This window comes from Janthinobacterium sp. NFX145, assembly GCF_049810325.1.
GTDB lineage: Bacteria > Pseudomonadota > Gammaproteobacteria > Burkholderiales > Burkholderiaceae_D > Janthinobacterium > Janthinobacterium rivuli.
The window spans coordinates 1,151,133-1,176,530 of record NZ_CP187360.1 but is presented as its reverse complement, the minus strand read 5'-3'; the positions used below and the strand labels follow the sequence as shown (position 1 = coordinate 1,176,530).

Genomic DNA, 25,398 nt, shown 5'->3' with positions numbered 1-25,398 from the left:
CATGAGCCGCGTCGATTTTCACAGCAACGTGCCGGACAAGCTGGCCTACGCCTGCCGCCTGGCGCGCAAGGCCTATATGGCTGGCAACAAGGTCGTCGTGCTGGTGGCCGACAGCGCCCAGCTCGATGCCTTGAACAGCGCCATGTGGACCATCTCCGCCACGGATTTCCTGCCGCACGTGCTGGCCGGCGACCCGCTGGCGGCGCAAACGCCGATCATCCTGACCGATGACGAAGCGGCCGAGCTGCCGCACCACGACATCCTCGTCAACCTGTCGCAGTTGCCGCCGGCCAATTACGCGCAGTTCCAGCGCGTCTTCGAGATCGTTTCCATGGAGGAGCAAGATGCGCAGGCGGGCCGCCAGCGCTTCCTGCACTACCGCCAGCAAAACGTACAGCCGACCCACTTCGTGGCGGGTAAAGCATGAGCCAGCAGCCATTCGACCAGGGCATCCCCCTGCTGACGGAGGTGCTGCTGGGGCCGGAGGTATCTCCTTCCATGCCAGCAGAGCCTGTTATCGAGACAGCGCCGGCGTTGCCACCCACGGTGGCGCAGCCCGACTGGGACGCCATCGAACAGCGGCTGACGCAGCGCATCCTGCACCAGGTGCAGGGCAAGATCGACCACCTGCTGGAAGAGCGCATCGCCCACGTGCTGCAGACGGCCCTGCAAAACGCTCTGATCGGCATGCGGGGAGCCTTGCGCGAAGACTTGCAGCAGTCGCTGGAACAGATCGTGGCGCATGCGGTCAGTCACGAACTCGGTCACCTACACCCACCCGCGCAAGCCTGAGCATGCTGCGCAATGTCGGGTTACGCGCTGCGCGCTAACCCGACCTACCCTATTCTCCCTCCCAACGCCATTCTTTGGTGCGCTCGCGCCTGCGAAATCGGTGCATCGCGCCTCACTTTGGTGATTGTTGCGACAAAATGTAAAAAGCCCGAAATGCGGCTTTGCGCCGCCTGTTTTTTGTTGTACCTTTCTTCACACGTACCGCCCCTCGAAGCGGTTTTCACGAGACGCCGCCGTATCTTTATCCATTGGAGAATGTTTATGCTGCTCAAGACCAAAGTCCTTCCTCTCGCCCTCGCCCTCGCTTTTGCCGGCCATGCGGGCGCGCAGGAAATCATCAAGATCGGCCACGTCGCCCCGGTCTCTGGCGCCAGCTCCCACCTGGGCAAGGATAACGAGAACGCGGCCAAGATGGCCATCGAGGACTTGAACGCCAAAGGCTTCAAGATCGACGGCAAAGCCGTGAAATTCGTGCTGGTGCCTGAAGACGACGCAGCCGATCCCAAGCAGGGCACGGCCGTGGCGCAAAAGCTGGTCGATGCCAAGGTCAACGGCGTCGTCGGCCACCTGAACTCGGGCACGACGATTCCCGCCTCGCGCATTTACTTCAATGCCGGCATTCCGCAGATTTCGCCGGCCGCCACCAACCCGACGTACACCCAGCAGAAATTCAACACGGCCTTCCGCGTGGTGGCCAATGACAATAAATTGGGCGGCACCCTGGGCGCATATGCCGTGGGCAAGCTGCAGGCGAAGAAAATCGCCGTCATCGATGACCGCACGGCCTACGGCCAGGGCGTGGCGGAACAGTTCGTCAAGGGCGCCAAGAAGGCGGCGCCTGGCGTGCAAATCGTCGGCAAGGAATTTACGAATGCCAACGCGACGGACTTCAATGCCATCCTGACCAGCATCAAGTCGAAAAATCCCGACCTGATCTTCTTTGGCGGCATGGATTCCGTGGGTGGCCCCATGCTGCGCCAGATGAAGGCGCTGGGCATCAAGGCCAAGTTCATGGGTGGCGATGGCTTGTGCACGGAACCGCTGGGCAAGCTGGCCGGCGACGCCGTGGGCGAAGACATGGTCACCTGCGCGGAAGCGGGCGGCGTGACGGGCACGCAGCAAAAAGGCATGGACGATTTCCGCGCCCGCTACAAGCAAAAATACAATATGGAAGTGCAGCTGTACGCGCCCTACGTCTACGATGCCGTGATGACCATGGCCACCGCCATGGCCGACGCCAAGTCGTCGAAGCCGTCCGTCTACCTGCCATTCCTGGCCAAGGTGCACTATCAGGGCGTGACGGGTCCGATCTCGTTCGATGCCAACGGCGACATCAAGGATGGCGCGCTGACGCTCTTCACGTACCGGGATGGCAAGAAAACCAAGATGGAAGTCGTCAAGTAAGCGGCTGCGTCGCCACGTAAGCCTGCAAGCCTTCGGCCAGCGCGTCGAAGGTGGCGCGGCAGCGCAGGCTGCCGCGCAAGTCTTCATGCATGGTGATCCAGGTTTCCATCGGTAGAGCAAACGCTTGCGGCAACACGCGCCGCAGGGCCGGATCGCGCGCCGCCAGCCCCGCCTGGCACACGCCGATGCCGGCGCCCGCCCGTATCAGGGCCAGTTGCGCCAGGTCGCTGTCGCTGCGCCAGGCAAAATTTTCCCGCGCAAAACCCCCAAAGGCGGCGCCCGCGTTGCGCACGAAGGGGCTCGCTTCGTCGTAGCCGATGACGGCATGCTGCGCCAGGTCGGCCAGTGCCAGCGGCGTGCCGTGTTGCGCCAGGTAATCCACATGGGCATGCAAGCCCAGTTCGATTTCGCCCACCTTGCGCGCCACCAGCTGCTCCTGGCGCGGCCGCAGCATGCGCACGGCGATATCCGCTTCGCGGCGCAGCAAATCCTGCACCTTGTTGCTCAACACCAATTCAAGGACCAGGCCCGGATGGCGTTCGCGCAGGCGGGCCAGGATGGGCGGCAGCACTTCCACGCCCACCACCTCGCTGGCGGCGATGCGCACGACGCCGGCCACGCCCTGCCCCTGGCTGCTGGCGGCGCGCGCCATCAGCGCGGCAGTATGTTCCATGGTTTCCGCATGGGGCCGCAGCACCAGCGCCACTTCCGTCGGTAGCAAGCCCTGCTGGGAGCGCGTAAACAGGGTCGCGCCCAGCGCCTGTTCCAGAGCGGCGATGTGCCGGCCGACGGTGGGCTGCGTGATGGCCAGCGCGCGGGCCGCGCCGGACAGCGAGCCGTGCTTGAGCACGGCCAGCAGCGAGCGGTAGTATTCCCAGGCAATCGAGGTAGTCATGCATAAATGTATAGCCTCTGGTCGATGTTCGTCAATTCTCAATTAGCCTTGCGCGGCAGATACTGGCGTCATCAACCACACGGAGGTCATGATGGACAAAACAGCATTGGTACTGGGCGCCACAGGCGGCATCGGCGGCGAGATGGTGCGCCAGCTATTGGCGGCGGGCTGGCAGGTGCGCGCCCTGATGCGGGGAGAAACGCCATCGCCACGCGGCGATAACATCGAGTGGCTGCGCGGCGACGCATTGTCGCGCACGGACGTGCTGGCGGCCGCCAAGGGCTGCGCCGTCATCGTGCATGCCGTCAACCCGCCCGGCTACCGCCACTGGGGTCAGCTGGTGCTGCCCATGCTCGACAATACGATTGCCGCGGCGATGACCGAAAACGCCACCATCGTGCTGCCGGGCACCGTGTACAACTTCGGCCCCGACGCCTTTCCAGTCTTGGCGGAAGACGCGCCGCAGCATCCGCTCACGCGCAAGGGCGCCATCCGCGTGGAACTGGAAGCGCGGCTGGAACGGGCCAGCACGCAGGGCGCCAGGGTCATCATCGTGCGCGCGGGTGACTTCTTCGGTCCCCGTGCCGGCAACAACTGGTTTTCGCAAGGTCTCGTGAAACCTGGCCAGGGCGTGCGCAGCGTGCTGTATCCGGGTGCGCCCGGCGTGGGCCACCAGTGGTCCTACCTGCCCGACGTGGCGCGCACGATGGTGCAATTGCTGGCCGTGCGCGCCACCTTGCCCGCCTTTGCCCGCTTTCACATGGCCGGCCACTGGGACCACGACGGCAGGCAAATGACGGGGGCGATTGCCCGCGTGGTGGAACAGGCAACGGGAGCTGCGCCCGCCATCCGTCGCTTTCCATGGTGGCTGGTGGCGCTGGCGTCGCCGTTCGTGGCGACCCTGCGCGAAATGCGCGAGATGCGCTATCTGTGGCAAACGCCTCTATCCATGGAGAATGCGCGGCTGCTGGCCGTGCTGGGCCAGGAGCCGCATACGCCGCTCGACGAGGCGGTGCGGGCGACATTGCAGGGCATGGGGAATCTGAAGGAAGCAGGCAAAAAAAACGCGCCGGGATTGCCGGCGCGCTAATTGCAGGTACTGCGGCACAGATTATTTCTGTGCCAGTACCCATTTGACCAGGGTGTGGGCTTCCGCATCGCTCACTTGCGGATTGGCTGGCATCGGGATCGCGCCCCAGGTGCCGGAACCGCCCTTCATGACTTTCGCCACGAGCTTGTTTTCAGCGTCTTTCTGGCCAGCGTACTTGGCAGCCACGTCCTTGAACGCAGGGCCCACCAGTTTCGTGCTCACCGCGTGGCAAGCCATGCAGTTCTTTGCTTTCGCCAGATCCGGATTGGCCAACGCTGCTTGCGATGCCAGAGCCGATACGGTCAATACACTCACCAACATAAAACGTTTCATTGTCTTTTCTCCAAAGTTACTTCCTGCGGCATTTTACTGTGTTTCCGCAGATGCACCACGAGCCCAGATCAAGCGTTTCAATGTAGTAACGCAATGTCCTTGTATCAGGCACTCACATTCTGCCCCAACTGCACGCCCATGACCATGTTGTTTGTAAGGCGATGTAACGACAGCCGGCCCCGCATAGTCAAACGGGGCCGGCTGTCTTACTTGCGCAACAGATCAGCGCTTCTTCAGTTGGGACAGATCGCGCACGGCGCCGCGGTCGGCCGACGTCGTCAGCGCCGCATACGCCTGCAGCGCCTGCGAGACATAGCGCTCGCGGTTGACGGGCAGCCAGGCAGCGTCGCCCTTCGCTTCCATGGCGGCGCGGCGCGCGGCCAGCTGCGCATCCGTCACGCGCAGGTTGATCGTGCGCTCGGGGATGTCGATGTCGATGAAGTCGCCCTCTTCCACCAGGCCGATGGCGCCGCCTTCGGCCGCTTCCGGCGAGGCGTGGCCGATCACCAGGCCCGAGGAGCCGCCCGAGAAGCGCCCGTCCGTGAACAGCGCGCACGCCTTGCCCAGGCCCTTGGACTTGATGTACGACGTCGGGTACAGCATTTCCTGCATGCCGGGACCGCCTTTCGGGCCTTCGTAGCGGATGATGACGACGTCGCCTTCATGCACAGTGTCTTCCAGGATGGCAGCGACGGCCGCGTCCTGGCTTTCGAACACGCGCGCCTTGCCCGAGAATTTCAAGATGCTTTCATCGACGCCTGCCGTCTTGACGATGCAGCCCTTTTCGGCCAGGTTGCCGTACAAGACGGCCAGGCCGCCATCCTGCGAATACGCGTGGGCTTTGTCGCGGATGCAGCCCGTGCTGCGGTCCGTGTCGACTGCCGCGAAACGCTCCGACTGCGAGAACGCCGTCTGCGTCGGCACCCCGCCCGGGGCGGCGCGGAACAGTTCATGCACGGCAGGATCGTCCGTGCACTTGATGTCGTTTTGCGCGATGGCGTCGGCCAGGGTCGGCGCGTGGATGGTCGGCAGGGTGGTGTTGAGCAGGCCGGCGCGCGCCAGTTCGCCCAAAATCCCCACGATGCCGCCCGCGCGGTGCACGTCTTCGATATGGTATTTGTCCGTCATCGGCGCGACCTTGCACAGGCACGGCACCTTGCGCGAGATGCGGTCGATGTCGGCCATCGTGAATTCCACTTCCGCCTCGTGCGCGGCGGCCAGCAAGTGCAGCACGGTGTTGGTCGAGCCGCCCATGGAGACGTCGAGCGCCATGGCGTTTTCAAACGCGGCCTTGGTGGCGATCGAGCGTGGCAGCACGGAATAATCGTCCTGCTCGTAGTGGCGCTTGGCCAGTTCGACGATCAGGCGGCCCGCGCGCAGGAACAGCTGCTGGCGGTCCGAGTGCGTGGCCAGGATGGTGCCGTTGCCGGGCAGGGCCAGGCCCAGCGCCTCGGTCAGACAATTCATCGAGTTGGCCGTAAACATGCCGGAGCAGGAACCGCAGGTCGGACAGGCCGAGCGTTCGATTTCCGCCACGTCGGCGTCGGACACGCTGCTGTCGCCCGCCTTGATCATGGCGTCGACCAGATCGAGCTTGATGATCTTCTGCGTGCCGTTGACCACCTTGACGACCTTGCCCGCTTCCATCGGGCCGCCCGAGATGAAGACGACGGGGATGTTGATGCGCATCGCGGCCATCAGCATGCCCGGCGTGATCTTGTCGCAGTTCGAGATGCAGACCATGGCGTCGGCGCAATGGGCGTTGACCATGTATTCGACGGAGTCGGCGATCAGGTCGCGCGACGGCAGCGAATACAGCATGCCGCCGTGGCCCATGGCGATGCCGTCATCGACGGCGATGGTGTTGAATTCCTTGGCCACGCCGCCGGCCGCTTCGATTTCGCGCGCCACCATCTGTCCCAGGTCCTTCAGATGCACGTGACCGGGCACGAACTGGGTGAACGAGTTGACGACGGCGATGATCGGCTTGTCGAAGTCGCCGTCCTTCATGCCGGTGGCGCGCCACAGGGCGCGGGCGCCAGCCATGTTGCGGCCGTGGGTGGTGGTGCGGGAGCGGTATTGCGGCATGATGGGGACCTTCCGAGAAATGAATAATGCCTGACTGCCCGGATTTTCAACAAAACCCTGCATGCAGTGGGGGTACGCCAGATTGCCTTGCGCGCGCGCCACTGTCAAATATATGATGCACGTGTCTGTGAGTCGTTTTATATATCACAGGACTTATTCCACATGGAAACGCATATGAACCTTGAGTTGCGCCAGCTGCGCTACTTCGTCACCGTCGCCGAGGAATTGCACTTCGGCCACGCCGCCGCGCGCCTGCACATGACGCAGCCGCCCCTGTCGCAAACCATCATGGCCCTGGAAGAACTGCTGGGCGCCCCGCTGTTCGTGCGCACGCGGCGCGAGGTGCAACTGACGCCGGCCGGCACGGCCCTGCTGCCCGAGGCGCGCCGCCTGCTGGCGCAGGCACTGGATTTACCCGCGCTGGTGCGGCGGGCCGCGCAGGGCGAGGCGGGGCGTCTGAGCCTGGCCTTCGTTTCCTCGGCCGACTACAGCGTGCTGCCGCCGCTGCTGCGCGCTTATCAGACGGCTTACCCGCAAGTGCAGATCGCGCTGCAGGAAGCCACCTCCGACCTGCAGCTCGATGAATTGCTGGCCGGGCGCACGGATGCGGGCCTGCTGATCCCGCCGCTGCCCGAAAAGGCGAAAGGGGAACTCGACTACCTGCCCGTGCTGGCCGAACCGCTGGTGCTGGCCGCGCCGTCCGGCCTCGACATATTCAATGCGCCGGGCCCCGTGCGCCTGCGCGACGTGCCGCCCCTGCCCCTGATCATTTTCCCGCGCGCCATTTCTCCCGCCCTGCACGACGCCATCCTCGGCGTGTTCCGCGCGGCCGGCATCACGCCGCAGATCGGCCAGGAAGCGATACAGATGCAAACCATCGTCAGCCTCGTCTCGGCTGGCATGGGCATCGCGCTTGTGCCACAATCGGTATCGAATCTGATGCGCCCGGGCGTAGAATACAGGCCGCTGCAGGACGCCACGCCGCTGGTGGAAACGGGCCTGGCCTGGCGCCGCGACAATCCGTCCGCCGTGCTGCAAGGTTTCCTGGCGCTGCTGCGCAAGCAGTTCAGCGCGACCACCGATTAAATTAAGTGGCCGCTAAGGCAAAAAACCGCCAGCGCCCCCATACTACGCAACCTTGGCTTTAAACAAAGAAAGAAACCCCATGCTGATACACCCGATGCCCGACCCGATAGCCATCCAGATCGGCCCGCTCGCCGTGCACTGGTACGGCCTGATGTATGTGCTGGCCTTCGCCCTGTTCATTATCCTGGGCAGAGTGCGCATCAAGCAGCCGCATATCGCCGTACTGGGCTGGAAGAAGGAAGACCTCGATGACATGCTGTTCTACGGCATGCTGGGCGTGGTGATCGGCGGGCGCCTGGGCGAAGTGCTGTTCTACCGTCCCGAATACTTCATGCACAATCCGCTCGAAATCTTCATGGTCTGGCATGGCGGCATGTCCTTCCATGGCGGCTTCCTCGGCGTCATCCTGGCCATGTATCTGTGGAGCCGCAAGGCGGGCCGCAATCTGTTCGACGTGCTCGACTTCATCGCGCCGCTGGTGCCGCTCGGCTACGCGGCCGGCCGCCTGGGCAACTTCATCAATGCCGAACTGCCGGGCCGCATCGCGCCGGACACCCTGCCGTGGGCCATGCAGTGGCCGGGCATTCCGTATCCCGTACACCCGTCGCCGCTCTACCAGATGCTGGTCGATGGCATCCTGGTGTTCATCATCCTGTGGCTGTTTGCGCGCAAGCAGCGCCCGCGCATGGCCGTGGGCGCCATGTTCACCCTGCTGTACGGCTGCGCGCGCTTCTTCACGGAATACTTCCGCACGCCGGACTGGGAAGTCGTCTGGCTGGGCGTGCCGATCACCTCGGGCCAGATGCTGTCCCTGCCGATGATCGTCGGCGCCATCGCGCTGCTGGTGTGGGCGTATAAAAGCCAGGTAATGGGCACGCCGCCCACCAAGGCGCGCCCGGCAAACACGTAACACCGCTGCTTCCCCGGTGGCGCGCCAGGCAGGTGCGCCACTATCTCCTTCCGCAACATTTCCCTCGACACAATAAAATTTCCTAGTGGAATAGACTTGCTGTTGACATATCGGTATCATCGTTTCAACGTGCCGCCACCGGGGATGCCTTGCCATGCTGCCTGCCGGACAAAAACTGACGTACTCGATTGCGCTGGGCGCCGGCTATGTGCTGGCCCAGCTGGCCTTGACGGCGTGGGCCGGCACGCGTGCCCCCTGGGTCAGCTATACGTTCAGCATTGTCGCGCCCCTGCTGGCGCTGGCCGCCTGTTGCCGCTGCGCCTATGTCAGCGCGGCAGGCGCGGCCAGGACAGGCTGGGCCCTGTTCGCCGTGGCCATGCTGTTCTGGAGCACCGGCATGATATTGTCGGCCTGGCAGGACCTGAGCGGACAAGTGGCTTCCGACGCCACGTATTTTTCCGATTTCGCCTATTTCATGTACGGCGCGCCGTTGCTGCTGGCCATGTCGTCCGTGACGCACAACCATCCTTCACGCACCCTGCAATGGCTCGATGCCGTACAGGTGCTGCTGGCGGCCTACCTGGCCTATACGGCCATCTTTTCCGTGTCGCCCTTCGACCAGCGCTCGATCGCGCCGATTCCCGCCAGCCTGCTGGTGCTGACCTACAACGTGGAAAACCTGGCCCTGGCCTGTTCCGCCTCGCTGCGCCTGCTGGCGCACCGCCGCGATGGCGGGCAAGGCCGCTTTTACCTGCTGCTGGCGGTGTTCTTATGGTGCTATGCGGGCTGCGCGGCCGCGTATAACTATCTGACCTTGCATGGCGCAACCGAAGCCTGGAGCGAGGTGCTGCCGAGCTTGCCCTTCCTGATGCTGGTGCTGCTGTCCATGCGCGTCACGGCGGCGCGGTCCGGTGCGGAAAGCGCACAGACGCAGCAGACCCCGCAAAAGCTGACCCTGCTGATCGACAATTTCAGTCCCATCTTCTTTACGGCCGCCTTGCTGGGCCTGGGCTTTGCCGTCATGCGCGCGCATTTTTACCTGGCGGCGGCGTCACTGTTCGTCGCGCTGCTGGTCCACGCGCTGCGCTCGGCCACCCTGCAAAGCCGCTACATGCAAAGCGAACTGGCCTTGCGCGCGGCGCATGACAAACTGGAAAAGCTGTCGCTGACGGATGGTTTGACGGGCATCGCCAACCGGCGCTGCTTCGACCAAACATTGCAGCTGGAGTGGCAGCGCGCCGCGCGCAACCATCAGGGGCTGGCGCTGCTGATCATCGATATCGATTTCTTCAAAAGCCTCAACGATACCTTCGGCCACCCGTATGGCGACGCCTGCCTGGTGCGGATCGCGGCCGCCCTGAGCTCGGCGCTGCCGCGCGCCAGCGACCTGGCGGCGCGCTTCGGCGGCGAGGAGTTTGCCGCCATCCTGCCCGCCACCGATGGCGACGGCGCGCTGGCGGTGGCGCACAAGATGCAGGAAGCGATCGCCGCGGCCGCCATCGTCCACGCGCCGTCGCGCGGCGGCCTGGTGACGGCCAGCATCGGCCTGGCCTTGCATGACGCAGGACAGACGCCGGAACAATTGCTGGCCGCCGCCGACCAGGCCCTGTACCGGGCCAAGCAGAATGGCCGCAACCGGGTCGAGGGCTAACCCTTCAGCTTATTTGTAATCACTTTCCATTGCGCCGGCGTCACGGGCGTGATCGACAGCCGGCTGCCCTTCTTGAGCAGCAGCATGTCTTCCAGTTCCGGCATCTGGCGCATCTCGGACAGGGGCAGCAGCGCCGTCTTCTTCACGCCGCGCACGTCGACGCTGATCCAGCGCGGCTGTTCCTGTGTGGCCTTCGGGTCGAAGTATTTGCCACCCTCTTCAAACTGGCTGTGATCGGGATAGGCGCCGCTGGCCACTTCGGCCACGCCCGCCACGCCCGGCTGCGGGCAGCTCGAGTGATAGAACAGCACGCCATCGCCCGGCTGCATGCCATCGCGCATGAAGTTGCGCGCCTGGTAATTGCGCACACCAAACCACGGCATGGTGTGCTGCGGAGCGGCCATCAGGTCGTCGATGCTCACTTCATCGGGTTCGGATTTCATCAGCCAGTATTGTTTCATGCAGACTCCGTATCAAAGCGACAGGCGTAAAAAAACGGTTGCGCATCGATGCTGCAACCGTTTTTCGTTTTCTTTCAAATTGGGCCCCGCCTGTGCCGCTATGCCGGCATCCCGAACCAAACGGTTCAAGGTGGTCACGTTAGTTCAATTTCGGGTTCGTCGAACGAGCGACGCTCACTCCCATCAAACAAAATTCGCAACCGATGCGCATAAATGGTTCAAGGAATATATGGCAATCGCGAACACCGCAGGGTAGACCCAAGTTTACTCCTTTGCTCGCGCATCGCAAAGACAAATCGTCGCGTGCACGCTTAAAAAAGGTTTTCCTGGGGCGTCAGAGCGCTATCCAATACCGTGTGCATGGCCGAGATTTTCTGCTTCACTTCCAGGATCGTCAATTCCGACAGCGGACCTTGCGGCGACTTCACGGAGAGGAATTCGGCGGCCACGCCCAGGGCGGCCAGCACGGCGATGCGGTCGTTGCCCTTGACCTTGCCCGCGTCGCGGATGGCTTTCATTTTGCTATCGAGATAGATCGCCGCTTCGCGCAGCGCGCGCTCTTCGCCGTCGCGGCACACCATGCTGTAGGACTGGCCCATGATATTGACATCGACACGCGGCATTACGCTTCCTTCTCGTTCTCGGCAATATAGGCGCCCGCTTCCGAAGCGGCTTGCTCCAGGCCAGCTTGCACCAGTTCGGGAATTTTTTCCAGCAACGCTTCCACCCGCTCCTGCGCCTCGCGCATGCGTTGCACATACAGGGCGTTGTCGGCGGCCAGCGCGGCATTGTCCTTGCGCAGTTGCGCGTTTTCACGGCGCAGCGCATGGGTCATTTCGGCCAGCAGGCCTATTTTGTCGGATAATTCGTTGAATTCGGAAATCATGCCGCCACTATAGGGCGGACGCTCCATGGGCGTCAATCGAATCACGCCGCTGTCACACATATTTACATCAATGCAGGGCAGTTGGCGGACAATACACGCTTTTTCCGGCGCTTTTCACCAAGTGCGCGCATCCGCCGGCGCCGCGATGGCAGCGTTTTACTCGTCGACGTAATCGGGTTCGATATCGAGGCCGCCATAGCGGTTTTCGCAAGAGCGGCGCGTCAACTCCTGCTTGCCGCTCTTGCCGTCAAGCACCATCGTCAAGTCGCGGCAAGTGCGGCTGTAGCTGCCAGGTTTGGCGTCCGTGCCCGAAGGCGTCAGGCGCACTGCCAGCGGCACCACATTGCCCAGTCCCTTGTTGCTCCACTGGCGCGTCTTGCCATCCTCTTCATCTTTCAAGGTGCGCACGGCGGCCTTCAGCAACGATGCTTGTTCTTGTGCATTCAGCCTGGCGATGGTGACGTCGGACAGGAAAGGCGGATACACGACGGGCGCCGGGTCCTTGCCCTGCACATCCCATTTCCCGCTGTTCTGCGAACAGGTGCGGCGGCTCAGGTCCTGCGACTTGCCGCCCGCCGTAACGACGAATTTCAAGTCGCGGCACACATGCGCCTTCAAACTGTGCTCCGTCATGCCGGAGTTGCTGAAGTTATACGTGACTTTGACCATCGCGCCGCGGTCGCCGCCGTTGTCCCACACGTGCGCTTCCTGGTCGTCGTCGTCCTTGTTCAAATCGTTGAACAGCTCGCCCAGCAGCCTGTCTTTTTCCTGCGGCGTCAGGGTCGCCACGGTGATCTCGTCGGCGATGGTGGGCGTTTGCGCGGCGGCATTGCCCAGGCAGGCGAGGCCGATGAGGGTAGCGCCCAGCAGGCGCAGCGCGGGGCGGGAAGGCGGAAATGGCATGGCGTTCTTTCTCGTGCAAGTAGTCATATGTGGCGATATTGATATGCAATTACAATCATCTTATCAAATTCCATAGTGAAACTCTGTTTCCTGTGCGTACAGGAACGGCCCCTCTCCGGACGGCATGCTAGAGTCGCGCCTGTTGCTGACGCCCGGGAAGTTGGCTTGCGCCAGCGCAAACCCTGCGTAAATGCAGGCTGCGCAGAACGTCTATGTATATCTTCCCGGAGAATAAGCCCTTGAATAAGCCCCCTACCGTCCCTATAATTAGCACTCGTTAGTAGAGAGTGCTAACAAACTCTTTCGTAGTAATCCTCAGGACTGATGGTGCTTGCCAGGCCACTGCAGGGAACGCTACGCGGCGGGCGACGCCGCGATGCACCACTGCCGGATACAGGCAAGGACAGGATGACATGGGGTTTGCTTGACCGTTGCGGGCTGCTTTCAACGGCGGTCACTGAAAGCAGGCCTGGCGCTGCGCCAGGCATGTATTCATTTAGCAACACCTATCCATTGAACTTTAAGGAGTTTTGTATGAATCTGCGCCCATTGAACGATCGCGTCATCGTCAAACGCCTCGACCAGGAAACCAAAACTGCGTCCGGCCTCATCATTCCTGATGCAGCTGCTGAAAAACCGGATCAAGGCGAAGTCCTTGCCGTAGGCAATGGCAAGATTCTCGACGACGGCAAAGTCCGTCCTCTGGATGTCAAAGTGGGCGACCGCGTCCTGTTCGGCAAGTACGCCGGCCAAACCGTCAAAGTTGACGGCGATGAGCTGCTGGTCATGCGCGAAGAAGACATCATGGCGATCGTCGTCAAGTAATTGTTTCCACGTTGTAGACAGATACATCCCGAAACTCAGGAGAATTGAACATGGCAGCTAAAGAAGTAGTATTCGGCGACGCAGCGCGCGCCAAGATGGTCGAAGGCGTCAATATCCTCGCCAACGCAGTCAAAGTCACCTTGGGCCCGAAAGGCCGCAACGTGGTTCTGGAGCGCTCGTTCGGCGCCCCTACCGTCACCAAGGATGGTGTGTCGGTAGCGAAAGAAGTTGAACTCAAAGACAAGCTCATGAACATGGGCGCGCAAATGGTCAAGGAAGTTGCTTCCCGCACCAGCGACAACGCCGGCGACGGCACCACCACCGCAACCGTGCTGGCACAAGCCATCGTGCGCGAAGGCATGAAGTTCGTTGCCGCCGGCATGAACCCGATGGACCTGAAGCGCGGTATCGACAAAGCTGTTGCAGCGACCGTCGAAGAACTGGCGAAAATCGCCCGTCCTTGCACCACGACCAAAGAAATCGCCCAGGTTGGCGCGATCTCGGCGAACTCGGACTACTCGATCGGCGAGCGTATCGCTGAAGCGATGGAAAAAGTCGGCAAAGAAGGCGTGATCACCGTGGAAGACGGCAAGTCGCTGAACGACGAGCTGGACATCGTTGAAGGCATGCAGTTCGACCGCGGCTACCTGTCGCCATACTTCATCAACAACCCAGAGAAACAAGTTGCCGTACTGGACAGCCCATTCGTCCTGCTGTGCGACAAGAAAATCTCGAACATCCGTGACCTGCTGCCGGTACTGGAACAAGTCGCCAAAGCTGGCCGTCCACTGCTGATCATCGCAGAAGACATCGAAGGCGAAGCGCTGGCCACCCTGGTTGTGAACAACATCCGCGGCATCCTGAAAACGTGCGCAGTGAAAGCCCCTGGCTTCGGCGACCGCCGCAAAGCCATGCTGGAAGACATCGCTGTCCTGACCGGCGGCCAAGTGATCGCTGAAGAAGTCGGCCTGACCCTGGAAAAAGTGACCCTGGCCGAACTGGGCCAAGCGAAACGCATCGAAGTGGGCAAAGAAAACACCATCGTCATCGATGGCGCCGGCGAAGCTGCCTCGATCGAAGCACGCGTCAAACAAGTACGTGTACAGATCGAAGAAGCGACCTCGGACTACGACCGTGAAAAACTGCAAGAGCGCGTGGCCAAACTGGCTGGCGGCGTTGCCGTGATCAAGGTTGGCGCAGCCACCGAAGTCGAAATGAAAGAGAAAAAAGCCCGCGTTGAAGATGCACTGCACGCTACCCGCGCTGCCGTGGAAGAAGGCATCGTGCCAGGCGGCGGCGTAGCCCTGCTGCGCGCACGCGCCAACATCACGGTCAAGGGCGACAATCCTGATCAAGATGCTGGTATCAAGATCGTTCTGCGCGCAATGGAAGAGCCACTGCGCATGATCGTGCAAAACGCTGGCGAAGAAGCTTCGGTCGTCGTGGCAGCCGTACTGGCTGGTTCGGGCAACTACGGCTACAACGCTGCCAACGGCACGTATGGCGACATGGTTGAAATGGGCGTTCTGGACCCAGCCAAAGTGACCCGTTCGGCGCTGCAAAACGCCGCTTCGATCGCTTCGCTGATGCTGACAACCGACTGCATGGTCTGCGAAATCGCTGACGACAAAGCAGGCGGCGGCATGGGCGGCGGCATGGGTGGTATGGGCGGCATGGGCGGCATGGACGGCATGATGTAATGTCCGGCATCCCCGCGCGCAGGCGACGGCGCGCAGGGATGCATACGCCGGGGAGACACAGCAGACCAAAAGCTGCCTGTCCTTCCCCGGCAGCCCCGAAAAGCTATCTTCTACGGAAGGTAGCTTTTTTTTCGCCTGTTGGCCTGTTGATTTGGCAAGCCCGGCGATTGCCGGCCTGTGCGTTTTGCTTTAGCATGGCCGCCATCGTCCCTCTTTCTCACGCCCACCATCATGCCGCCACGCGCCTCCTCTTCCAGAACCACCATCATCGCCGGCATCCTGGCCGGCTTGCTGGCCGCCGGGCTAGTCGCTTTTTACATGCACCAGCAGTCCGCGCCGCACGAGGGCAATGCCCCGGCCGCGAGCAGCAACGCGGCGGCGCCAGAGCAGAACGCGCGCGCCGTCGATGCCTTGCTGGCTTTGCCGGAAATCAAAGCCTGGTCGGCGCATATCGAAAAAGCTTCGGGCGGCCGCGCGCACGGCGCCGTGATGGAAACGTCGCCCGAGACGCGCCTCGTCGATGGCGTCGCCAGCTACCAGCTGAGCTTTTTCGAAAGCACGCCCGATGCGGCGCACCGCTGGGAAAGTTTCGTCGTGACGCCCGATGGCAAGCGCATCCTTGTCGACGACATCGTCAGCGGCGATCTGATCAGCCTGGAACAATGGCGCAAGGACAATGCGCCCATGCAACGCGTCGCCACGCAGTAACTACGCCGGTGTTGTAGCGCAAGCTTTACTTTCTGGCATCAAAGCCCGATACTCGCCCACATGCCCGCCATCACTGTCCGCCCCCTCACGCCAGACGACGCCAGCGCCTACCGCGCGCTGCGCCTGGCCGGCATCGCCGAACTGCCCGCCGCCTTCTGCACCACGCAGGCGGCGGAAAGCGGCTTGCCGCTGGCACAGATAGCCGAGCGCTTGCGCGCCACTTCCCACCAAATAATATTTGGCGCTTTCAATGAGGAACAATTGATCGCCATGGCCGGCCTGCGCCGCGAACCGATTGCCGTCGTGCATGACAAGGCCAGTCTGTGGTGCGTGTACGTGGCGCCGCAGGCGCGCGGGTGCGGCGCGGGACGGCAACTGGTACAGGCGGCCATTGCACACGCCTGCAGCGTGCCCGAACTGGCCCGCGTGCGCCTGGCCGTGGCGCAGGACAACCAAGCGGCATTGACCTTGTACCTGGGCTGCGGTTTTACCCTGGAGGACTGCCCCGCAGCGGATGGCATGCTGCATATGCAGCTGTTGCTGCCCCGCCCGGTTCGTGCAAGTGCCATTGCAAGTGCCGAAAGTAATGTCTTTATGAAAATCAATACCTTACAAATCCCTGCGAAATAGCGGACAGGCCGTTTTTTCTGTTGCAAGCAAACGCGGCAGGCCTTAGCATCGCGGCTTACAAAAAAAACTTGGGGGAGAGCCAATGTCATCGGCCGAGACACAAACCGCCACGGGCAAAATGCCGCGGCAAATACCGTACATCATCGCCAACGAAGGCTGCGAACGCTTCAGCTTTTATGGCATGCGCAACATCCTGACGCCATTCCTCATCAGCACCTTGCTGCTGATGATCCCGATTGACCAGCGCACGGGCGAAGCCAAGCACGTCTTCCACACCTTCGTCATCGGCGTGTATTTCTTCCCGCTGCTGGGCGGCTGGCTGGCCGACCGCTTCTTTGGCAAGTACAACACCATCTTCTGGCTCAGCCTCGTGTATTGCGCCGGCCATGCCTGTCTGGCCCTGTTTGAAAACAGCGTCAACGGCTTCTATTTCGGCCTGTTCCTGATCGCCTTCGGTTCCGGCGGCATCAAGCCGCTGGTCGCTTCGTTCGTCGGCGACCAGTTCGACCAGACCAACAAGCACAAGGCCAAGCTGGTCTTCGACCTGTTCTACTGGATCATCAACTTCGGCTCCTTCTTCGCGTCGCTGCTGATGCCGATGTTCCTGCGCGACTACGGTCCGTCGATCGCCTTCGGCATCCCCGGCATCATGATGCTGGCCGCCACCATCGTCTTCTGGATGGGCGCCAAGAAATACGTGCACGTGCCGCCGGCGCCGCCAAACCCCGATTCGTTCACCCGCGTGGCCCGCACGGCCCTGCTGGCCCGCGTCGACGGCGGTTCGCGCCCAGGCCTGTATGTGGCCTATGTCGGCGTCGTCGGCGCCCTGTATGCGTTCTACAGCATTCCCGAATGGGGCTTCGTGATTTCCGCATGTACCGCGCTGGTATTGCTGCTGGCCTTCGGCAGCATCGGCACGGCCATGCAGCTGGAACGCGCACGCGGCATCCACCCTGACGAAGCCGTCGAAGGCGTGCGCGCCGTGCTGCGCATCCTCGTCATCTTCGCCCTCGTCACGCCGTTCTTCTCGCTGTTCGACCAGAAGGCCTCGACGTGGATCGTGCAGGCGAACACCATGGAAAAACCAAGCTGGTTCCTGCCGGCGCAGATGCAGGCGCTGAACCCGATGCTGGTGATGCTGCTGATCCCGTTCAACAACCTGGTGCTGTACCCGATGCTGAACCGCTTCGGCCTGGAAGCGACGGCCCTGCGCCGCATGACGGCCGGTATCGGCTTTTCCTCGCTGGCGTGGATCGTCATCGGCCTGCTGCAGCTGGCCCTCGACAGCGGCAACGCCGTCTCCATCATGTGGCAGATCCTGCCGTACGCCTTGCTGACGTTCGGCGAAGTGCTGGTCTCGGCGACGGGACTGGAGTTTGCCTACAGCCAGGCGCCCGTCTCGATGAAGGGCGCCATCATGAGCTTCTGGAATCTGTCGACCACGGTGGGCAACCTGTGGGTGCTGATCGTCAACCGTAGCGTCATGAACGAAGGCGTGATCGGCAAGATCGCCGAAAGCGGCATCAGCGTGACGGCCTTCCAGATGTTCTTCTTCGCCGCCTTTGCCGCTGTCGCCATGCTGGCTTTCGGCCTGTATGCGAAGCGCTACAAGATGGTCGATAACTACCGCCAGGCGGTGGTGCCGACGAAAGCATGATGCCGGTTTGATTTGCCGCAATCAAGAAGGGCGCCCTCGGGCGCCCTTTTTTTACGTCGTCACCGTCGGCGCATCGCGCCCCGTGCGCTCGCGGATCTGCGCCAGCTGCTGCGCCACGGCGATCAGCCCCGCCAGCGCTTCCTGGGTGGGAATATCGTGCCGGGCCGGATCGGCTTCGTAGCGCTCCAGGTACAGGCGCAGGGTGGCGCCCTCGGTGCCCGTGCCGGACAGGCGCAGCACAATGCGCGCGCCGTCCGTCATGATGATGCGGATGCCCTGCTGCGTCGCCACGGAGCCGTCGACCGGATCCGTGTAGCTGAAGTCGTCGGCCAGCGCCACCGTGTAGCCATCGAACACCTGGCCCGGCAAGGCGGCCAGCTGGCCGCGCACGGCCTCCATCAGCTGCTGCGCGCTGGCGCTGTCGATGTCTTCGTAGTCGTGGCGCGAATAGTAATTGCGGCCATATTCCGCCCAGTGCGCGCGCACGATCTCTTCCACCGATTGTTTTTTCTCTGCCAGCAGGTTGAGCCAGAACAGCACGGCCCATAGGCCATCTTTTTCGCGCACGTGGTTCGAGCCCGTGCCGTAGCTTTCTTCGCCGCACAGGGTGGCCATGCCCGCGTCGAGCAAGGTGCCGAAGAATTTCCAGCCTGTCGGCGTCTCGTGGCACGGGATGCCCAGCGCGCCAGCGACCCGGTCGGCCGCGCCCGACGTCGGCATGGAGCGGGCGATGCCTTTCAAACCGTCGCGGTAGCCGGGCGCCAGCGTGGCGTTGGCGGCCAGGATCGCCAGGCTGTCCGAGGGCGTCACGTCGAAGCGCCGGCCGACGATCATGTTGCGGTCGCCGTCGCCGTCCGAGGCGGCGCCGAAGTCCGGGGCATCGTCGGCAGCCATGATGGCGATCAGCTCGTGCGCGTTGACGGGATTCGGGTCGGGATGGCCGCCGCCGAAGTCTTCCAGGGGCACGCCGTTGATGACGCTGCCCTTAGCCGCGCCCAGCATGCCTTCCAGGATGGCCGTCGCATACGGGCCGGAAACGGCGTGCATGCCGTCAAAGCAGAGGCGCAGGCCGCCCGCGAACAGGGCGCGGATGGCGTCGAAGTCGAACAGCTGCTGCATCAGTTCCGCGTAATCAAGCACCGGATCGATCACTTCGACCGTCATCTGCTCGATGCGCGCCACTCCCAGCGCATCGAGGTCGATGTCGGCCGCGTCGCTGATGCGGTATTCGGCGATGCCTTGCGTGCAGGCGTAGATGGCCTCGGTGACCTTTTCGGGCGCCGGGCCGCCATTGGCGATGTTGTACTTGATGCCGAAATCGCCATCGGGGCCGCCCGGATTATGGCTGGCCGACAGGATGAGGCCGCCGCTGGCGCCATGCTTGCGAATCACACAGCTGACGGCCGGCGTCGACAAAATGCCGCCCTGCCCCAGCAGCACGCGCGCGTAGCCATGCGCGGCCGCCATGCGCAGCACCGTCTGGATGGCCGCGCGGTTGTAGTAACGCCCGTCGCCGCCCAGCACCAGGGTCTGGCCGCGGCAGTCGCCCAGCGTGTCAAACACGCTCTGCACGAAGTTTTCCAGATACTGCGGCTGGCTGAATACGCCCACCTTCTTGCGCAGGCCCGAGGTGCCAGGCCGCTGGCCGGCCACCGGCGCCGTATTGATGATTTGTATAGCCATCTTGCCTCCTTATTAACTTCCCATGTTAACCGATGCTGGCTGCAGGGCAAAGCGTTGTACGTCTGCCACGGTGCGGTAAACCGCTTAAGCTGGCTGCAGCAATGCCGCACCTCTCCCTTGCATGTCTCGCAACCCCACACTATAATAAGAATAGTTCTCATTCACATTTAGGCTCTCGCCAGAGCCAGCACGCAGCCACCGGCTGATGCGCAGCTGGATGACACGCTGCGCCAGCCAGGCATCCCTGCCAAGCAAGCCTTCCATACCCAAAAAAAGCCAGCCGCACGACGGCGGCAGTCGAGAAGAAGGATGTTTCATGGCGCGAGCACGTTCGCTGGCCGGCATGGTTGCCGGCCCGTTTTCCCTACCCGTTGACAAGATTGCCCTGCGTCCCCTGGTCACCGCCGTGCATTCGGCATTACTGATGGCGTCGCTGGGTGCGGGCGCGGCCCTGGCCGCTGAAGTCCCGGCCAAGCCCGAGGAAGCCACCTTGAGCGAAATCAAGGTGCTGGGCCAGCAAGACAAGGCATCGACCGAAAACACGGGCTCCTACACGACCAAACAGATGGGCACGGCCACGCGCATGGGCCTGTCGATCCGCGAAACACCGCAATCGGTCTCCGTGGTAACGCGCCAGCGCATGGACGACATGGGCCTGAACAGCCTGGCCGATGTGCTGGTGCAGTCGACGGGCGTGACGGTGCAGGAAAACGATAGCGAACGCACCAATTTCTACGCGCGCGGCTTTTCCATCGGCAATTACCAGATCGACGGCGTGGCCGTCAATTCCGGCAGCAATGCGCTGTTCGACACGGCCATCTATGACCGCATCGAAATCGTGCGCGGCGCCACGGGCCTGGTCAGCGGCAATGGCGATCCGTCGGCCACCATCAATATGCTGCACAAGCGCCCCGGCAAGGAATTCGCCGCCTCGGCCGGCCTGACGGTGGGCTCGTGGAGCAAAGTCCGCCTCGAAGGCGACATCAGCGCGCCGTTGAATGCCGATGGCAGCATCCGCGGGAGAGTCGTGGTGGCAGGCCAGAACCGCCATTCCTACATGGACCTGTACCAGGAACGCAAGCTGGTGGGCGCCGTCATCGTCGAGGCGGATCTGACGCCGGATACCCTGCTGACGGCCGGCATCGACTATCAAAAGAACACGCCGAAAGGCACGAGCTGGGGCACCACGCCCCTGTTCTTCGCGGACGGCACGCCGGCCAACATGCCCCGTTCATTCAACATGGCGGCCAAGTGGAGCAGCTGGGAACGGGCATTCGAAAACAAATACGTCTACCTCGAGCACCGCTTCGCCAACGACTGGAAGGTCAAGGCCGCCTATGGCCGTCTGGACAGTTCCTCGAACGGCAAGCTGTTCTTCGGCGGCAGCGGTTTTCCCAAGCAGGACGGCAGCGGCTTGGCGGTCTGGAGCGGCACCTTCCCCTACGATGAAAAGCAGGACAACTTCGACCTGTCGGCCAACGGCACCTTTCCCCTGTTCGGCCGCCGGCATGACCTGATGCTGGGCGTGAACGGCTGGAAGCGCAAGGGCACGACGAACGAGGCATCGTTCGAAAAGCCGCTGCCATTCTCGGAAATCATTCCCGACTTCCGCAACTGGAATGGCGACGTTCCGGAGCCGGCCCTGCTGCGCACGGGCGCGCGCGACGTCGCCACCACCAAGCAGTCGGGCGCCTTCATCGCCACGCGCGTCAATGTCACCGACAACTTCAAGGTGCTGGCCGGCGCGCGCATCTCCAAGTGGGAAACGTATAACGACGGCTACGACAGCAAAGGCAATTTTGTGAAGCGCAGCTCGGCCTACAAGACGGACGATGTCGTCACGCCATATGCGGGCCTGGTGCTCGACGTGAGCAAGAGCACGTCGCTGTACGCCAGCTACACGGACCTGTTCAAGCCGCAAAACCTGAAGGACAAGAACAACGCCTTCCTCGACCCGATCACCGGCAGCAACGTGGAAGCGGGCGTGAAGAGCGAATTCTTCGACGGCGCCCTGAACGCCTCGTTTGCCGTGTACGAAGCCAAGCAGGACAACCTGGGCGATGAAGACATGTCCGTGCCGCCCGCTTTCCAGCTTCCCGATGGCGGCCGTCCGTATGCCTCGACCGGCAAGGGCAACACCAACAAGGGCTATGAAGTAGAAGTGTCGGGCACGCCTTTGAGCGGCTGGCAATTGTTCGCTGGCTATACGCACGGCAAGTCGAAAAATGCCAAGGGTGTACTCGTCAATACCATCCAGCCCACCAATCTGCTGCGCCTGTCGACTACCTACCGCCTGCCCGGCGAATGGCAAAACCTGAGCATCGGTGGCGGCCTGAACATGCAGAACAAGATCTGGGCCACCAACGTCGCCCTGCCGGGCGGCAAGCGCGGCATCGTCAGCCAGGGCGGCTACACCTTGTTCAACCTGATGGCGCACTACCAGATCAGTCCCAAGCTGGCGGCTACCCTGAACGTCAACAATGCGCTCGACAAGAGCTATTTCCGCCGCGTGGGTTTCTACAGCGGCGGCTATTACGGCGAACCGCGCAGCGTGGCGCTGAACCTGCGTTACCAGTACTGATGCACCATGCGAGCCGATTTTCCATCCACATAAAAAGATAAGGGATACACCATGCACCTCACTTCCATCGCGCGCCTCGGCGCCCTCGCCACCGCCCTGCTGGGCGCGGCCCTCGTTTCCGGCACGGCCAGCGCGCACCAGATCTGGCTGCAGCAGGACGGCAAGGCGGCCAGCGTGTACTTCGGCGAATTCGGCGACAACCTGCGCGAAGCGTCGCCCGGCCTGCTCGACAAGTTCAGCATCAGGAACGTGACGTGGGTGTCGGCCAAGGGCGCGCAGCCGCTGCAGGCGAGCAAGACGGCCGGCGCCTTCATCCTCAATGGCAAGGCGGGCGCCGGCGAAAGCATCATCGTCGAGGAAGACAACTACCCGTCGTGGGAAGAGAAGAAGGATGGCAAGAGCACGCGCACCGTGTGGGTCCCGGCCGCGCGCCTGATCGCCGACGGCAAGGCGCAAGCACCGGCCCTGACCCTGGATCTCGTGCCGACCGGCAAAGCAGGCCAGTTCCAGGTCAGCTACCAGGGCAAGCCGCTGGCGCAGGCCAAGGTCAACGCCGTGGTGCAGTCGGGCTGGGGCAAGGAAGCGTGGAGCGATGCGCAAGGCCTGGTCAGCTTCCCGCTGCCATGGAAGGGCACCTATGTGCTGGAAGTGCAGCACACGGACAAGACGGCCGGCCAGCGCGGCGCGCAAGCCTATGACAAGGCCATGTTCGTTACGACCCTGAGCCTGGTGCAGCCGCAAGGCGTAACGCCGCTGCCGGCCGGCCCGGCCGTACCACCGAGCAAGGAACACGACTGAGCATGCCAGCGCCAGCCATCATTAAAATCGCGCGCCTGCGCCTGTCCGCCGGGGCGATCTACCGCCTCGGCGTGGCCTCGCGCAGCGTGGCGGCCATCGTCGGCGGCTACGTGCTGGCCGCGCTGGTCACCATGCTGCTGTCGGTGAGCCTGCCCATGGCCCGCTCCGAAGCCGTCATGACGGCCACCCTGCTGTCGTTTGCCATCTACACCTGCGCCGTGCTGTGGGTCTTCGCCACGCGCAGCGCCCTGCGCGCCTGGCTGGGCCTGCTGATCCCGGCCGCCATCATCGCCGCCATCCTGCAGTCGATGGACGCACTATCCTGGAGTCTCGCATGAAAGAAGGTTTCCGCCAGTCGATGGCATGGCTGCACACCTGGTCCGGCCTGCTCGTCTGCTGGATCTTGCTGCTGGTGTTTTGCGCCGGCACGGCCAGCTACTACCGCAATGAAATCACGCTGTGGATGCAGCCCGAACTGCACGGCGCCGCCGCCAGCCAGGTAAGCACCGAGGAAGCGGCCAAGGTCGCGCAACAAGCGATGCAAGAACGGGCAGACGGCGCCACGCGCTGGTTCATCAGCCTGCCCGGCGAGCGCAGCCCGTCCACGCAACTGGGCTGGAGCAAACCCTCGAAACCGGGCGAAAAGAAACGCGGCCGGCGCGGCAATTTTCATAGCGAAAAAGCCGACCCGGCCACGGGCGAAGTGCTATCGAAGCCGCGCGAGACGCGGGGCGGCGAATTCCTCTACCGCCTGCATTTCGACCTGCACTACATGTCGGCCATCTGGGGCCGCTGGATCGTGGGGTTCTGCGCCATGTTCATGTTCGTCTCCATCATCAGCGGCATCGTCACGCACAAGCGCATCTTCAAGGATCTGTTTACCTTCCGGCCGAAAAAGGGCCAGCGCTCGTGGCTGGACGCGCACAACGTGACGGCCGTGCTGGCCCTGCCCTATCACATCATGATCACCTACACGGGCCTGGTCACGCTGATGTTCCTGTACATGCCTTCCGGCGTCACGGCCGCCTACAAGGGCGACCAGGATACCTTCTTCGCCGAAGCCTTCCCCGGCCGCTCGGGCGACAGCAAGCCGGCCGGCGTGGCCGCGCCGCTGACGCCGCTGGCGCCCCTCGTGCGCCAGGCGGAACAGCACTGGGGCGGCGGCAAGGTCGAGCGCATCTCCGTCAATCACCCGGGCGACGCCAACGCCACCATTTCACTGACGCGCGCCGGTGGACGCGACATGTCGTCGAAGCAGCCGTCGATGGAATTCGATGGCGTGTCCGGTAAACTGCTGTCGAGCGACGGCGAGGCGCAGCCCGGCGCGGCCGCCACACAAGGCGTGATGGTGGGACTGCACGTCGCGCATTTCGGCGGCCCGCTGCTGCGCGCCCTGTTCTTCCTGTCCGGCCTGGCCGGCTGCGCCATGGTCGCCACGGGCGCCCTGCTGTGGGCCGTCAAGACGCGCCAGAAGCAGGCCAAGGCGCTGGCCGCCGGCAAGCGCGCCAGCTTCGGCCTGCGCCTGGTCGAGGCGCTCAACATCGGCGCCATAGCCGGCCTCCCGATCGCCTTTGGCGCCTACTTCTGGGCCAACCGCCTGCTGTCGGTGACGATGGAAGACCGGCCAAAAGAGGAAATCGCCTGCTTCTTCGGCGCCTGGGCCCTGGCCGCCATCATCGCCCAGCTGCGCCCCTCGCGCGCCATGTGGCGCATGCAGCTGGCCGCCGGCGCTTTCCTGCTGGCGTCGCTGCCCGTGCTGAACGTCTTCACGACCGATTCGCACCTGGGCGTGACCCTGTTCCTGGGCCGCGGCCCCGTGGCGGTGGCCGCCTTCGACCTGGTGGTGCTGGTACTGGGCCTCGGTCTCGCGTATGCGGCGTACAAACTGAAACCGCTGCCCGTGAAGGCGGCCAAGGCGGCACCGGTGAAACCGGCGCAAACGATGGAGGCCGCGTGATGGAACTGTTAGCCAATTTTCTCGTCTTCGCGCTGTGCTACGCGGGCCTGTCTTCGCTGTGCCTGGCGATGGATCGCCACTACGCCGACTTGCACGGACGCGGCGCCGAACCGCCCGCGCCGCTGCGCCGCCGCCTGCAGTGGGCCGGCTGGCTGGCGCTGGCGGCCGGCCTGGCCTGGGCCATGCACATCGCCGGCGGCGGCTATGGCCTCGTCTACTGGGTCGGCAGCCTGACGGGCTGCGGCTTGCTGCTGATCTGGCTGCTGCCGTATGCGCCGCACCAGGCCATGCGCCTGGCGCGCATGATCGGCGTGGCGGCCTTGCTGGCCGCCGTCGTGCTGGCAGTACGGTAACGATGAT

26 protein-coding genes and 1 other RNA gene are annotated in these 25,398 nt (G+C 63.2%); 17 read left to right on the top strand and 10 right to left on the bottom strand.

Going from position 1 to position 25,398, the window contains the following annotated elements; genetic code table 11:
• Position 1: 1 nt before the first annotated feature.
• The 3 genes from ACPJXG_RS05215 to ACPJXG_RS05205 all read left to right on the top strand — a co-directional run bounded on the left by ACPJXG_RS05215 (position 2) and on the right by ACPJXG_RS05205 (position 2,196).
• On the top strand, positions 2–427 hold the full coding sequence (locus tag ACPJXG_RS05215; protein ID WP_425253623.1) for a DNA polymerase III subunit chi: 426 nt from the start codon (positions 2–4) through the stop codon (positions 425–427).
• Complete coding sequence (locus tag ACPJXG_RS05210) at positions 424–792, top strand: hypothetical protein (protein ID WP_402719268.1); 369 nt, start codon at positions 424–426, stop codon at positions 790–792. Before ACPJXG_RS05215 ends, ACPJXG_RS05210 begins: the two co-directional genes overlap by 4 nt.
• Positions 793–1,053: 261 nt before the next feature.
• Positions 1,054–2,196 (top strand): branched-chain amino acid ABC transporter substrate-binding protein, encoded by a 1,143-nt coding sequence (locus ACPJXG_RS05205; protein WP_425253622.1) that lies wholly within the window; start codon positions 1,054–1,056, stop codon positions 2,194–2,196.
• Here ACPJXG_RS05205 and ACPJXG_RS05200 read toward each other — a convergent pair.
• Entirely contained in the window at positions 2,189–3,091 is a 903-nt protein-coding gene (locus ACPJXG_RS05200) for a LysR family transcriptional regulator (protein WP_425253621.1), read from the bottom strand. The two genes, ACPJXG_RS05205 and ACPJXG_RS05200, sit on opposite strands and share 8 nt — an antisense overlap.
• Before the next feature lie 88 nt (positions 3,092–3,179).
• On the opposite strand from ACPJXG_RS05200, the gene ACPJXG_RS05195 reads away from it, so the two are divergent.
• The gene (locus ACPJXG_RS05195) at positions 3,180–4,181 is read left to right on the top strand and encodes an NAD(P)H-binding protein (RefSeq protein ID WP_425253620.1); all 1,002 of its coding nucleotides are present in this window, start codon (positions 3,180–3,182) and stop codon (positions 4,179–4,181) included.
• A 21-nt stretch (positions 4,182–4,202) separates the two neighbouring features.
• Here the strand turns inward: ACPJXG_RS05195 and ACPJXG_RS05190 are convergent, their stop codons facing one another.
• Both ACPJXG_RS05190 and ilvD read right to left on the bottom strand, forming a co-directional pair.
• Positions 4,203–4,514: a c-type cytochrome gene (locus ACPJXG_RS05190; protein ID WP_034747381.1), complete on the bottom strand. Its 312-nt coding sequence runs from the start codon at positions 4,512–4,514 to the stop codon at positions 4,203–4,205.
• Between the two features lie 222 nt (positions 4,515–4,736).
• The gene (gene ilvD, locus ACPJXG_RS05185; protein ID WP_425253619.1) at positions 4,737–6,602 is read right to left on the bottom strand and encodes a dihydroxy-acid dehydratase; all 1,866 of its coding nucleotides are present in this window, start codon (positions 6,600–6,602) and stop codon (positions 4,737–4,739) included.
• Positions 6,603–6,776: 174 nt separating this feature from the next.
• Here ilvD and ACPJXG_RS05180 point away from each other — a divergent pair, with 174 nt between their 5' ends.
• From ACPJXG_RS05180 to ACPJXG_RS05170, 3 genes are all read left to right on the top strand, one after another.
• The gene (locus ACPJXG_RS05180) at positions 6,777–7,688 is read left to right on the top strand and encodes a LysR family transcriptional regulator (RefSeq protein WP_425253618.1); all 912 of its coding nucleotides are present in this window, start codon (positions 6,777–6,779) and stop codon (positions 7,686–7,688) included.
• Between the two features lie 79 nt (positions 7,689–7,767).
• Positions 7,768–8,598, top strand: coding sequence for a prolipoprotein diacylglyceryl transferase (gene lgt / locus ACPJXG_RS05175; RefSeq protein WP_035821609.1), 831 nt, complete (start codon positions 7,768–7,770; stop codon positions 8,596–8,598).
• Positions 8,599–8,752: 154 nt separating this feature from the next.
• Entirely contained in the window at positions 8,753–10,249 is a 1,497-nt protein-coding gene (locus ACPJXG_RS05170; protein WP_425253617.1) for a GGDEF domain-containing protein, read from the top strand.
• On the opposite strand, the gene ACPJXG_RS05165 is transcribed toward ACPJXG_RS05170, so the two are convergent.
• From ACPJXG_RS05165 to ACPJXG_RS05145, 5 genes are all read right to left on the bottom strand, one after another.
• On the bottom strand, positions 10,246–10,710 hold the full coding sequence (locus tag ACPJXG_RS05165) for an EVE domain-containing protein (protein ID WP_219327689.1): 465 nt from the start codon (positions 10,708–10,710) through the stop codon (positions 10,246–10,248). The two genes, ACPJXG_RS05170 and ACPJXG_RS05165, sit on opposite strands and share 4 nt — an antisense overlap.
• Positions 10,711–10,789: 79 nt before the next feature.
• Positions 10,790–10,967: non-coding RNA, 6S RNA (gene ssrS / locus ACPJXG_RS05160), on the bottom strand.
• 54 nt (positions 10,968–11,021) lie between these two features.
• Positions 11,022–11,333: a cell division protein ZapA gene (locus ACPJXG_RS05155; protein WP_034747344.1), complete on the bottom strand. Its 312-nt coding sequence runs from the start codon at positions 11,331–11,333 to the stop codon at positions 11,022–11,024.
• The gene (locus tag ACPJXG_RS05150) at positions 11,333–11,623 is read right to left on the bottom strand and encodes a DUF904 domain-containing protein (RefSeq protein WP_306558416.1); all 291 of its coding nucleotides are present in this window, start codon (positions 11,621–11,623) and stop codon (positions 11,333–11,335) included. The genes ACPJXG_RS05155 and ACPJXG_RS05150 overlap by 1 nt, the downstream gene beginning before the upstream one ends.
• A gap of 129 nt (positions 11,624–11,752) precedes the next feature.
• Positions 11,753–12,499 (bottom strand): hypothetical protein, encoded by a 747-nt coding sequence (locus ACPJXG_RS05145; protein ID WP_402719274.1) that lies wholly within the window; start codon positions 12,497–12,499, stop codon positions 11,753–11,755.
• Positions 12,500–13,033: 534 nt separating this feature from the next.
• Between ACPJXG_RS05145 and groES the strand changes: the two genes are divergently transcribed.
• The 5 genes from groES (at position 13,034) to ACPJXG_RS05120 (ending at position 18,019) form a co-directional block, all read left to right on the top strand.
• Positions 13,034–13,324: a co-chaperone GroES gene (gene groES / locus ACPJXG_RS05140; protein WP_010400979.1), complete on the top strand. Its 291-nt coding sequence runs from the start codon at positions 13,034–13,036 to the stop codon at positions 13,322–13,324.
• A 50-nt stretch (positions 13,325–13,374) separates the two neighbouring features.
• Positions 13,375–15,024, top strand: coding sequence for a chaperonin GroEL (groL, locus tag ACPJXG_RS05135; protein WP_034786546.1), 1,650 nt, complete (start codon positions 13,375–13,377; stop codon positions 15,022–15,024).
• Between the two features lie 231 nt (positions 15,025–15,255).
• Positions 15,256–15,732 carry a hypothetical protein gene (locus ACPJXG_RS05130; RefSeq protein WP_278316849.1) on the top strand — a complete coding sequence of 159 codons (477 nt, stop codon included), beginning with the start codon at positions 15,256–15,258 and terminating at the stop codon, positions 15,730–15,732.
• Positions 15,733–15,792: 60 nt separating this feature from the next.
• Positions 15,793–16,362, top strand: coding sequence for an N-acetyltransferase family protein (locus tag ACPJXG_RS05125; RefSeq protein WP_425253616.1), 570 nt, complete (start codon positions 15,793–15,795; stop codon positions 16,360–16,362).
• A gap of 82 nt (positions 16,363–16,444) precedes the next feature.
• Entirely contained in the window at positions 16,445–18,019 is a 1,575-nt protein-coding gene (locus ACPJXG_RS05120; protein WP_099402906.1) for an oligopeptide:H+ symporter, read from the top strand.
• Between the two features lie 51 nt (positions 18,020–18,070).
• Here the strand turns inward: ACPJXG_RS05120 and ACPJXG_RS05115 are convergent, their stop codons facing one another.
• Together ACPJXG_RS05115 and ACPJXG_RS05110 are read right to left on the bottom strand one after the other, a co-directional pair.
• Positions 18,071–19,702, bottom strand: coding sequence for an alpha-D-glucose phosphate-specific phosphoglucomutase (locus tag ACPJXG_RS05115; RefSeq protein ID WP_425253615.1), 1,632 nt, complete (start codon positions 19,700–19,702; stop codon positions 18,071–18,073).
• 84 nt (positions 19,703–19,786) lie between these two features.
• On the bottom strand, positions 19,787–20,020 hold the full coding sequence (locus tag ACPJXG_RS05110; protein WP_425253614.1) for a hypothetical protein: 234 nt from the start codon (positions 20,018–20,020) through the stop codon (positions 19,787–19,789).
• On the opposite strand from ACPJXG_RS05110, the gene ACPJXG_RS05105 reads away from it, so the two are divergent.
• The 5 genes from ACPJXG_RS05105 to ACPJXG_RS05085 are packed head-to-tail and all read left to right on the top strand — an operon-like array spanning position 20,019 to position 25,391.
• The gene (locus ACPJXG_RS05105; RefSeq protein ID WP_425253613.1) at positions 20,019–22,283 is read left to right on the top strand and encodes a TonB-dependent siderophore receptor; all 2,265 of its coding nucleotides are present in this window, start codon (positions 20,019–20,021) and stop codon (positions 22,281–22,283) included. The two genes, ACPJXG_RS05110 and ACPJXG_RS05105, sit on opposite strands and share 2 nt — an antisense overlap.
• Positions 22,284–22,334: 51 nt before the next feature.
• On the top strand, positions 22,335–23,081 hold the full coding sequence (locus ACPJXG_RS05100; protein WP_425253612.1) for a DUF4198 domain-containing protein: 747 nt from the start codon (positions 22,335–22,337) through the stop codon (positions 23,079–23,081).
• A 2-nt stretch (positions 23,082–23,083) separates the two neighbouring features.
• Positions 23,084–23,419: a DUF3649 domain-containing protein gene (locus ACPJXG_RS05095; protein ID WP_425253611.1), complete on the top strand. Its 336-nt coding sequence runs from the start codon at positions 23,084–23,086 to the stop codon at positions 23,417–23,419.
• Positions 23,416–25,038, top strand: a complete 1,623-nt coding sequence (locus ACPJXG_RS05090; RefSeq protein ID WP_425253610.1) for a PepSY-associated TM helix domain-containing protein — start codon at positions 23,416–23,418, stop codon at positions 25,036–25,038. Before ACPJXG_RS05095 ends, ACPJXG_RS05090 begins: the two co-directional genes overlap by 4 nt.
• Positions 25,038–25,391: a DUF3325 domain-containing protein gene (locus tag ACPJXG_RS05085; protein WP_425254718.1), complete on the top strand. Its 354-nt coding sequence runs from the start codon at positions 25,038–25,040 to the stop codon at positions 25,389–25,391. Before ACPJXG_RS05090 ends, ACPJXG_RS05085 begins: the two co-directional genes overlap by 1 nt.
• Positions 25,392–25,398 lie beyond the last annotated feature (7 nt).